This window comes from Streptomyces sp. NRRL WC-3549 (assembly GCF_000721935.1).
Taxonomy (GTDB): Bacteria; Actinomycetota; Actinomycetes; order Streptomycetales; family Streptomycetaceae; genus Streptomyces.
Window position 1 is genome coordinate 11,310 of the sequence record NZ_KL585411.1, and the last position, 9,774, is coordinate 21,083.

The window sequence follows — 9,774 nt, forward strand, 5'->3', positions numbered from 1 at the left end:
AGCCCGCTCAGAGATGTGTATAAGAGACAGCTGCTGAAGCACACCACCCGCACGGTCAAGGCGATCGTCAAGGAGATCCCCTCGCGGCTCACCCTGGACGACCTCTCCCAGCACCCGGCCCCCGGGCAGCTGGCCGCCAACGACATCGGCCGGGTCGTGGTGCGTACCGCCGAGCCGCTCGCGCTCGACGCCTACGCGGACTCCCGGCGCACCGGGTCGTTCCTGCTCATCGACCCCGCGGACGGCACGACGCTGACGGCCGGTATGGCGCGGCACGACGCGGACGGCCGGTATGGCGGGCGCGTCGTTCGCCGCCGTGGACGCCCCGGACGCCGGGGACACCGCGGCCGAGGACGCGGAGTGGGACTTCTGATGACGACGGACGTGACGAGGGACTTCTTCTCGACCTTCGCGAAGGAGGGCGGCCGTGTCGGCGGCGGCGCCCTCGGGCGGGGGTGCCCCCCGGTCGAACGAAGACGAGAGCTCGGGGGAGGCCAGGGCGGGGTCGGGCGATGTGCGGCATGACGTACGCGCACTGCCTGCGCGCCCGCCCGTACCACCCGCAGCACCGTTTCGGACGAAGACGACCAGCCGACGACCCGGCCACCCCTCCGCGCCTTCGAGGGATGTGAGACCGGGCCGACGAGAGGAAACCCTCCCGTGCCAGCCCCCCGTACCACCCTTCGCCGCGGCCTCGCCGCTGCCGCCGCCCTGCCGCTGCTCGCGGTGGCCCTCACTGCCTGCGGCTACGGCTCCGAGGCGGAGGAGCAGGACACCACGCGTGTCTCCGCCGACGGGAAGAAGCTGTCCGCCGACACGGTGAAGATCGGCTACTTCCCGAACCTCACGCACGCCACCGCCCTGGTGGGCATCGAGGAAGGCCTCATCGCCGAGGAGCTGGGCGGCACCTCGGTCAAGCCCTCGACGTTCAACGCCGGGCCCTCCGAGATCGAGGCGCTCAACGCGGGCTCCATCGACATCGGCTTCATCGGCCCCTCCCCCTCGATCAACGGGTACACCAAGTCCAAGGGCCAGAGCCTGCGCATCATCGGCGGTTCGGCCTCCGGCGGGGTGAAGCTGGTCGTCAACCCGGACAAGATCAAGACGGTGGACGATCTCAAGGGCAAGAAGATCGCCACCCCGCAGCTCGGCAACACCCAGGACGTGGCGTTCCTCAACTGGATCTCCGAGAAGGGCTGGAAGGTCGACGCCCAGAGCGGCAAGGGCGACGTCTCCGTGGTCCGCTCGGACAACAAGGTGACCCCGGACGCCTACAGGTCCGGTTCCCTGGACGGCGCCTGGGTCCCCGAGCCGACCGCCTCGAAGCTGGTCTCCGAGGGCGCGAAGGTGCTGCTGGACGAGTCGACGCTCTGGCCGGACGACCGGTTCGTGATCACGAACATCATCGTGTCGCAGAAGTTCCTCACCGCGCACCCGGACGTCGTCGAGGCCGTGCTGCGCGGCACGGTGAACACCAACAAGTGGATCAACGCCCACCCCGACGAGGCCAAGGCGTCGGCCAACACCGCGCTGGAGAAGCTGAGCGGCAAGGCGCTGCCGGCCGAGGTCCTGGACCCGGCGTGGGAGTCCATCAGGATCACCGATGATCCGCTGGCCGCCACGCTCGACGCCCAGGCCCGGCACGCGGTGAAGGCCGGGCTGCTGGCGGAGCCGGACCTCAAGGGGATCTACGACCTGAGGCCGCTGAACAAGATCCTGAAGGCCGCGGGCGAGCCCGAGGCCGCCGACGCCGGTCTCGGCGTCAAGTAGCCCGTCCGGCAGCAACCGGACATCCGAAAGCACCGAGATCCCCAGGAGGTGACGACCATGGCGACCACCACCCTCACCAAGGCCGAGGACCGTGCGGCGGTCGAGCACGCCGCCCGTATCACGCACGTCTCCAAGTCCTTCGCAGGACCCGCGGGGCAGCAGCTGGTCCTGGACGACATCACGCTCGATGTCGCCCCGGGCGAGTTCGTCACCCTCCTGGGGGCCTCCGGGTGCGGCAAGTCGACCCTGCTCAACCTGGTGGCCGGGCTGGACCGTCCGAGCGCGGGGTCCATCGAGACCCCGGGCGGCCGGCCGGCCCTGATGTTCCAGGAGCACGCCCTCTTCCCGTGGCTGACCGCGGGCAAGAACATCGAACTCGCCCTGCGCCTGCGCGGGGTGGCGAAGTCGGACCGCCGCACGGAGGCGGAGCGGCTGCTCGAACTCGTACGCCTGGGCGGGGCGTACGGGAAGCGGGTGCACGAGCTCTCGGGCGGTATGCGCCAGCGGGTGGCGATGGCCCGCGCGCTCGCCCAGGACAGCCGACTGCTGCTGATGGACGAGCCGTTCGCCGCGCTCGACGCCATCACCCGCGATGTGCTGCACGACGAGCTGACCCGCATCTGGCGCGAGACGAACGCCTCGGTGCTCTTCGTCACCCACAACGTGCGTGAGGCGGTGCGGCTGGCCCAGCGGGTCGTGCTGCTGTCCTCGCGGCCCGGCCGGATCGCCCGCGAGTGGACGGTCGGCATCGAGCAGCCGCGCCGCATCGAGGACACCGCCGTGGCGGAGCTGTCCGTCGAGATCACCGAACAACTGCGTGGGGAGATCCGCCGTCATGGCCAGCACTGACACCAAGCCCGACGATCTCGCGGGGCTGGAGGCCGGGCTGGACGCCCTGGACGCCGTCCAGGTGCGGCGGACCCCGCTCCGCGAGGTCCTTCTCGCCAAGGTCCTGCCGCCGGTGGTCGCGGTGGTCCTGGTGCTCCTCGTCTGGCAGTTGCTGGTCCAGGCCGAGGTCACCGACGACTACAAGCTGCCTCCGCCGTCCGCGGTCTGGGACAGCGTGCGGGACATGTGGCTGAAGGGCACGCTCCTGGACGTCGTCTGGACGAGTGTGTCGCGCGGCCTGCTCGGTTTCCTGCTGGCCGTGGCGATCGGTACACCGCTGGGCCTGCTGGTGGCCCGGGTGCGACTGGTCCGGGCCGCGATAGGCCCGATCCTGTCGGGACTCCAGTCCCTGCCCTCGGTGGCGTGGGTGGCCCCGGCGGTGATCTGGCTCGGCCTCAACGACAAGATGATGTACGCGGTGATCCTGCTGGGCGCGGTGCCGTCGGTGGCCAACGGTCTGGTCTCCGGTGTGGACCAGGTGCCGCCGCTCTTCCTCCGCGCGGGACGCACGATCGGTGCGACGGGGCTGCGCGGGACCTGGCACATCGTCCTGCCGGCCGCGCTGCCGGGCTATCTGGCCGGCCTCAAGCAGGGCTGGGCGTTCTCCTGGCGTTCGCTGATGGCCGCCGAGATCATCGCCTCCTCCCCCGATCTCGGCCTGGGGCTCGGGCAGTTGCTGGAGAACGGCCGCAACAACTTCGACATGCCGGGGATCTTCCTGGCGATCCTGCTCATCCTGTTCGTCGGCATCGCGATCGACCTGCTGATCTTCAGTCCGCTGGAGCGGCGGGTGCTGCGCGGCCGTGGTCTCCTCGTCAAGAACTGAGTCCGGCATGACTGCCCCGGTCCTCCTCGTCACCGCCCACGGCAGCCGCGATCCGCGGCACGCGGCGACTGTGCACGCGCTCACCGCGCGGGTCCGGGCGCTGCGGCCCGGGCTGCGCGTGGAGACGGCATTCCTGGAGTTCAACGCGCCCTCGGTGCCCCGCGTGCTGGAGCGCCTGGCCGCGGAGGGGGCCGGTGAGGTCGTCGCCCTGCCCCTGCTGCTGACCCGGGCCTTCCACGCGAAGTCGGACGTCCCCTCGGTGCTGCACGAGGCCCGGACCCGGCTGCCGGGGCTGCGGATCCGGCAGGCCGACGTCCTCGGCCCGTCACCGCTGCTCAACGCGGCGCTGGAACAGCGGCTGTACGAGGCGGGGCTCTCGCCCGCCGACAAGGGCTCGACCGGGCTGGTCCTGGCCTCGGCGGGCTCCACCGACCCGGAGGCGAGCGCGGTGATCGCTGAAATCGCGCGGGAGCTGCGGCACACCGGTTGGTGCGCCGTGCGGCCCGCGTTCGCCTCCGCTTCTCTGCCCCGTACCGAGGAAGCGGTGCGGGACCTGCGGGCCGAGGGGGTGCGCCGGGTGGCGGTGGCCCCGTACGTCATCGCCCCCGGCCGGCTCCCGGACCGGATCGCCGCCGGGGCGGCCGGGGCCGATGTGCTCTCCGGCGTACTGGGCCCGTCCCCGGCCCTCGCCCGGCTGCTGCTGATCCGCTACGACGAGGCCTGTGCCCCGGCGGCCGGGGCGCGGTCGTTGAGCGCGTAGGGCGGTTCAGCCGCAGTCGAGGGTGCCGGTGCGGGACCGCTTCAGCTCGAAGAAGTCAGGGTGGCCGGCCAGCACCCGGAAGCTGTCGAAGAGCCGTGCCGCCTCCTCGCCCCGGGGGATCGAGTTCAGCACGGGCCCGAACCAGACAGTGCCGTCGACGTGGAGGGTGGGCGTCCCGACGTAGGAGCCGGCCGCCGGGTCCTTGCCCCGGTCGTGGCTGCGGCGTACGGCGTCGTCGTGGTCCTCGGTGTGCGCGGCGTCCGCCAGGGCGGCGGGCAGGCCCAGTTCGGCGAGTGCCTCGGCGGTGACGGCGTCGAAGTCCTCCCGTTCGCACTGGTGGATGCGGGAGCCCAGGGCGGTGTAGAGGTCACGCAGGACGCCCGGGCCGTGGGCGGCGGCCGCCGCGGCGGCGACCCGCACCGGGCCTCTCGAGCGGTCCACCAGAGCGCGGTACCAGTCGGGGAGTTCGTTGCCGGTGTTGTGCAGGTAGAGGCTCATCACGTGGAAGCGGAGGTCGATGTCGCGCCGCTGCTCGACCTCCAGCATCCAGCGGGAGGCGATCCAGGCGAACGGGCAGGCCGGATCGAAGTAGAAGTCGACGGCCGTGCTGCCCGGTGTATCGGTGTGCGTGGTCATGGCAGGAGCCTAGAGAGACGGTGGCCCGGGGCGGTGGGCCATTTCACCACCGGTCCGATGGGCCATCCGAGGGGGCAGGCCGCTGCCCCGCGTGGTGGCCGTGAGCGGGGTACCGGCGGCTCGGGCCACCCGGGCGCACTCGGCCATGTGTGCGTACGCGGTCTTCACGGCTCCACGGTGGGCGCGCCCACGGTCTCGGACGAACACGACAACGGGCCGCGCTCCAGGAGCGCGGCCCGCCGTGTCGAGCCGGGTCGGTGATGCGTCAGCCTCAGAAGACCTGGACGCCGTAGGCGTTCAGCGCTTCCACGACGGGCTGGAAGAACGTGGTGCCGCCCGAGGAGCAGTTGCCGCTGCCGCCCGAGGTGAGGCCGAGAGCGGTGCTGCCCGCGAAGAGCGAACCGCCGCTGTCGCCGGGCTCGGCGCAGACGTTGGTCTGGATCAGGCCGGAGACGATGTCGCCGCCGCCGTAGTTGACGGTCGCGTTGAGGCCGGTGACCGTGCCGCTGTGGACGCCGGTGGTGGAGCCGCTGCGCTTGACCGACTGGCCGACCGTGGGGTTGGCGGCCGAGGTGATGTCCTGGTAGCTGCCGTTGTAGAGGTAGACCCGGCCGTCCGCGTTGGCGGAGTTGGAGTGCCGGATGATCCCGTAGTCGTTACCGGGGAAGCTGGAGCCCGCACGCGAACCGAGGGTCGCGGTCCCGGCGGAGTTGGTGTACCAGGTGCTGCCGATCTGGGTGCAGTGCCCGGCGGTCAGCGCGTAGTAGGTGCTGCCGCTGCGGACGTTGAAGCCGAGGGAGCAGCGTCCACCGCCGGCGTATATCGCCTCGCCGCCGGCGATGAGCTTGTTGAACTGGCCCGGGGTGTGCTTGATGTCGATCTTCGCGCCGGTGTCGGTGACCGACTTCTCGATCGTGGCGACCTCGGCCGCGGAGACCGTGCTGTCGACGGTCACGACGACCTTGCCGGTCGCCGCGTCGGAGTACCAGGCGGTACCGGCGATGTCCGCACCGCGCACGGCGGTGCTGGCGTCGGCGAGCGCCGCCTTGGTGACGGCGGTGTCCTGGGTGGGCTGGGCGACCGCGGTCGGCGCCGCCAGCGCGACGGCGGTGACCAGGCCGGAGGTGACGGCGATGAGCCGGGCACGTCTGGAGAGGGAGCCGAGGGGGGCGAGGCGCTTGAAGGTCACGGAATCCTCCATGGATGGGGGGGTGTCGCCGACCGCTGGGTGGACGGCCGCCGTGTGCGGTCGTCCACGGACCAGATGGGTCTGATCGTGAACCTGCCAACCGCACGGCCTGAATATGTGGCTCCGCTTGATCCGGTGACAAGAGGCCCGCCCGGCTCCGTGACGAAAAACGGACGGTGAACCCCGATACGCGGCGAGGTGGCCCGCGGACGGCTTCGTCCGCTCATCGGACGGGCGGTGCCCGCGCGGCACCAGGGCGGGCGGCGCGGGGGCACGACGAGGGCTCATGCCCTCCGGCGCCATGCCGTCCGGGGCCGGGTCCGCCTGCCCGGAGCGGGCGGGCCGCACCCGCCCCGCGCCGGTACGTACGACGGTCTCGGCGGCGGTTGGCCGCGCGGTCGCGATTGGCCGAAAACAGCCCCTACGGCCCCGGGCTCCCCGCTCCGGGATCCCCGACGTCCGGCTCACGGACACCCCCGGCGCCCGGATGGCCGGCGGCGCCCGGGTGACCAACGACGCCCGCAGGTCCCCTTCGGACGTCAGATCTCGGCGAACGGGTCGTCGATGAAGGGGGTGGCCTGGTGGAAGTAGAGCCGCCAGTCGCTGCCGGTCAGCCGCCACAGCGAACTGCGGTGCGAGCGCAGCCCCCCGGACTCCGTGTCGAAGGTGAGGTGCACCAGGTCTTCGGCGAGTTGCTCCCCGCGCATCCGTGACGCCGTGAGCGGGCCGGGGCGCGGGGCGTCGGGGTCGGGGGCGGTCAGCGCCACGATGATGGTGTCGCGGTCCCAGAGGCGCCCGCTCGTGCCGATCTCCCGGAAGCCGGGGTGCAGCATCGTCGCCAGCAGTTCCGCCGAGGCCCGTACGACCGGGTCGAGGAGGCGGAGTTCGCCCTCGATGGCTGCGGCCACGGCGGGCGAGGGGTCAGTCACGCGTCATCTCCACGAGTCGGGCCACGGTGTTCCAGTTGCGGGTGGTCGCGAGGACGCCCCGGTTGAGGGCGGGGCGGGCCAGGGCGTCGGCCAGCTTGGAACGGCCGAGCCCGTCCGGCGCGTACAGGTAGAGCTCCCGGGCTCCGAGCCTGAACTCCTCCGGGAGGAACGCGGCGGCGTCCAACGAGGCGAAACGGGCGGCGTCCACGGACCGGTCGAAGAAGGTGACGTGCAACTGCCTGCCCTCCAGCCGGTCGGCCGGGAACGGGCAGGCCTCGGCCACCTGGGCGAGATAACGGCCGGTGCGCACCAGGACGTCGACCCGGAACCCGAAGTGTTCCTCGACGGCCCGCTCCAACTCCGCGCCCAGCGTCCCCTCGTCGCCGGACGCGCTGCCGAACACGGCGTTACCGCTCTGCAGATGCGTGGCGACACCGGTGTGCCCCAGGTCCGTGAGCAGCGCCCGGAGTTCGGCCATCGGGACTCTCCGGTGACCGCTGACGTTGATCCCGCGCAGCAGCGCCGCGTACCTCGTGCTCATACTCCCCACCATAGAACGGTCCTCTCGGCCGGTGAGAGCCGCCGCGCCCCGTGGGGAGGGCGCGGCGGCCGGTGTCACCGGTGGTGCCGGGCGGTTACTCGACGATCTTCAGGAGCTTGTTCGCGGTGCCCGCGGTCGCGTTGGAGATGGCGTCCGGGGTGGCCCCCTCGGTGAGAGCCGTGGCGACCTGCTCCGGGGTGGCGTCCGGGTGCCCGCCGAGGTAGACGGCCGCGGCACCGACGACGTGCGGGGTCGCCATGGACGTCCCCGAGATGGTGTTCGTACCGTCGTCGCTGTCGTTCCAGTCGGACGTGATGTTCGAGCCGGGGGCGTAGATGTCGACGACCGAACCGTAGTTGGAGAACGACGACTGCTCGTCGTCGACCGTGGACGAGGCCACCGTGATGGCTTCGGGGACGCGCGAGGGCGAGCCCTGGCCGGCGTCGGAGGACTCGTTGCCCGCGGCCACCGCGAAGGTGACGCCGGACGCGATGGCCTTCTGGACCGCGGCGTCGAGGGCCGGGTCGGCGCCGCCGCCGAGGCTCATGTTGGCGACGGAGGGGCCCTCGTGGTTGGCGGTGACCCAGTCGATGCCCGCGACGACCTGTTCGGTGGTCCCGGATCCGGAGTCGTCCAGCACCCGGACGGCCACGATGTCCGCCTTCTTGGCGACCCCGTGGGCGGCGCCCGCGATGGTGCCGGCCACGTGGGTGCCGTGACCGTTGCCGTCGTCGGCGTCGTCGTCGTCGTCCACGGCGTCGAAGCCGGAGGTGGCCCGGCCCTCGAAGTCCTCGTGCGTGACCCGGACCCCGGTGTCGATGACGTACGCCGTGACGCCCTCACCCGCGGCGTCCGGGTAGGTGTACGCGCCGTCACCGGCGGTCTCGGTCTGGTCGATCCGGTCCAGGCCCCAGGAGGGGGGGTTCTCCTGGGTGGCGTCTATATGGAACTTCTTGTTCTGCACGACCTTGGAGACGGCCGGGTCGGCGGCGAGGCGCTTGGCCTCGGTCTCGGAGAGACCGCTGGCCGAGAAGCCGTTGATGGCGGAGCTGTAGTTCCTCTCGAGCGTGCCGCCGTAACTCTCGGCGAGCTTGCTCTTGTCGGTCTTCTCGCTCAGCATGACGATGTAGCTGCCGGACACGGCGGTGGCCGCGTCCGCGCCGTAGACGATACCCATGGCGGGGGCCGGGGCGGCTCCCGCGAACGACGTGCCGAACAGGGTCACACCGGCGGCCGCCGCCACGGCGGTGATGGCGGCGGTGAGCTTCGTCCGGCGGGCGCGCTGGTGAATGGCCATGAAGAGGGGTTCTCCTCGTCATTCTTTGTGGGGGGATTGGCCCTCGGCCGGAAAATCTCCGGGGGCTGCCTCGAAACCCTGCTCGATTGACGCGCCCAGATCAAGGCCTTCATGTAGACGTCACGCAGTCACCCGGTTCTCTCCACAGGAAACCGAAACACTTACGACCAAGTCGGACACCCCCCTCAACTGCCCTTGCAACGACGGCACTTCGGCCGTACCACCGGCCGGAGCGCGGGCGGGATCCGGGCGCAGGGCACCGCCGGGACCCTCGTACCGGCGGTCAGGCAGCAGGCCCTGGAAGTCGGGCGGGCCGGTCCATCGGGTGGAGCGGGGGTGCGGCCGGACCGTGCGTCGGTGGAGCCCGGCGCACTGCCGCACAACGAGACCCGGCGCCGAGCAGCGGGACCGGACTCCCCGTTCGCCTGTTGAGCACCGTTTCCTACCGGTATGACCGTGTACACGGGCCGTGCCACCGTCCCGGCGTGCCCTCCGACCGTCGAGGTGGCCTGCGCGGATGCGAAAATCGGGTCATGGACGAGATGCGTGCCCGCGAGGTACTGACCGCCGCGGGGCTGCCCGCCGACGCCGGGCTGCTCGCGCTCGGCGAGAACGCGGTGTTCGCCGTCGGCGACCTGGTGGCCAAGGTGGGCCGCGCCGCCACCTCGCACCCGGAGCTGCGGGAGCGGGCCGAGCGCGAGGTGGCCGTCGCGCGGTGGCTCGCCGACGCGGGTGTGCCCGCCGTCCGCGCCGCCGAATCCGCGCCACGGCTGGTCGAGGGGCACCCGGTGACGCTGTGGCACCGGCTGCCGGACGCCGTACGCCCGCCCGAACCCCGGGACCTGGCGCCGCTGCTCACCCGGGTCCACGCGCTGCCCCCGCCCGAGCACTTCACGCTGCCGCGCCGCGAGCTGCTGGGCGGCGTCGAGCGCTGGCTG

At 71.9% G+C, this 9,774-nt stretch carries 10 protein-coding genes and 1 pseudogene; 6 read left to right on the forward strand and 5 right to left on the reverse strand.

Annotated elements, in window-relative coordinates; all coding sequences use genetic code 11:
• From IH13_RS0120060 to IH13_RS0120080, 5 genes and pseudogenes are all read left to right on the forward strand, one after another.
• Nucleotides 1-373, forward strand: a pseudogene (locus IH13_RS0120060) (elongation factor 1-alpha C-terminal domain-related protein); the annotation flags it as partial.
• 287 nt (nt 374-660) lie between these two features.
• Nucleotides 661-1,770 (forward strand): aliphatic sulfonate ABC transporter substrate-binding protein, encoded by a 1,110-nt coding sequence (locus tag IH13_RS0120065; protein ID WP_031086372.1) that lies wholly within the window; start codon nt 661-663, stop codon nt 1,768-1,770.
• Nucleotides 1,771-1,827: 57 nt separating this feature from the next.
• Entirely contained in the window at nt 1,828-2,619 is a 792-nt protein-coding gene (locus IH13_RS0120070) for an ABC transporter ATP-binding protein (RefSeq protein WP_031086374.1), read from the forward strand.
• Complete coding sequence (locus tag IH13_RS0120075; RefSeq protein WP_031086377.1) at nt 2,606-3,484, forward strand: ABC transporter permease; 879 nt, start codon at nt 2,606-2,608, stop codon at nt 3,482-3,484. Before IH13_RS0120070 ends, IH13_RS0120075 begins: the two co-directional genes overlap by 14 nt.
• Nucleotides 3,485-3,491: 7 nt before the next feature.
• Nucleotides 3,492-4,244 carry a sirohydrochlorin chelatase gene (locus IH13_RS0120080; RefSeq protein ID WP_031086380.1) on the forward strand — a complete coding sequence of 251 codons (753 nt, stop codon included), beginning with the start codon at nt 3,492-3,494 and terminating at the stop codon, nt 4,242-4,244.
• Between the two features lie 6 nt (nt 4,245-4,250).
• On the opposite strand, the gene IH13_RS0120085 is transcribed toward IH13_RS0120080, so the two are convergent.
• The 5 genes from IH13_RS0120085 to IH13_RS0120105 all read right to left on the reverse strand — a co-directional run bounded on the left by IH13_RS0120085 (nt 4,251) and on the right by IH13_RS0120105 (nt 8,836).
• On the reverse strand, nt 4,251-4,880 hold the full coding sequence (locus IH13_RS0120085) for a mycothiol-dependent nitroreductase Rv2466c family protein (RefSeq protein ID WP_031086381.1): 630 nt from the start codon (nt 4,878-4,880) through the stop codon (nt 4,251-4,253).
• A 271-nt stretch (nt 4,881-5,151) separates the two neighbouring features.
• A complete protein-coding gene (locus IH13_RS0120090) occupies nt 5,152-6,069 on the reverse strand; it encodes a S1 family peptidase (protein WP_082317653.1) in 918 nt (305 codons plus the stop codon).
• A 539-nt stretch (nt 6,070-6,608) separates the two neighbouring features.
• On the reverse strand, nt 6,609-6,998 hold the full coding sequence (locus IH13_RS0120095) for a nuclear transport factor 2 family protein (RefSeq protein WP_031086385.1): 390 nt from the start codon (nt 6,996-6,998) through the stop codon (nt 6,609-6,611).
• On the reverse strand, nt 6,991-7,539 hold the full coding sequence (locus IH13_RS0120100) for a DUF1697 domain-containing protein (protein WP_031086387.1): 549 nt from the start codon (nt 7,537-7,539) through the stop codon (nt 6,991-6,993). The genes IH13_RS0120095 and IH13_RS0120100 overlap by 8 nt, the downstream gene beginning before the upstream one ends.
• Before the next feature lie 94 nt (nt 7,540-7,633).
• Nucleotides 7,634-8,836: a S8 family peptidase gene (locus IH13_RS0120105; protein ID WP_031086389.1), complete on the reverse strand. Its 1,203-nt coding sequence runs from the start codon at nt 8,834-8,836 to the stop codon at nt 7,634-7,636.
• Nucleotides 8,837-9,369: 533 nt separating this feature from the next.
• Here IH13_RS0120105 and IH13_RS0120110 point away from each other — a divergent pair.
• Nucleotides 9,370-9,774, forward strand: a 405-nt coding sequence (locus tag IH13_RS0120110) for a phosphotransferase (RefSeq protein WP_031086391.1), incomplete at its 3' end; no start/stop codon positions are given.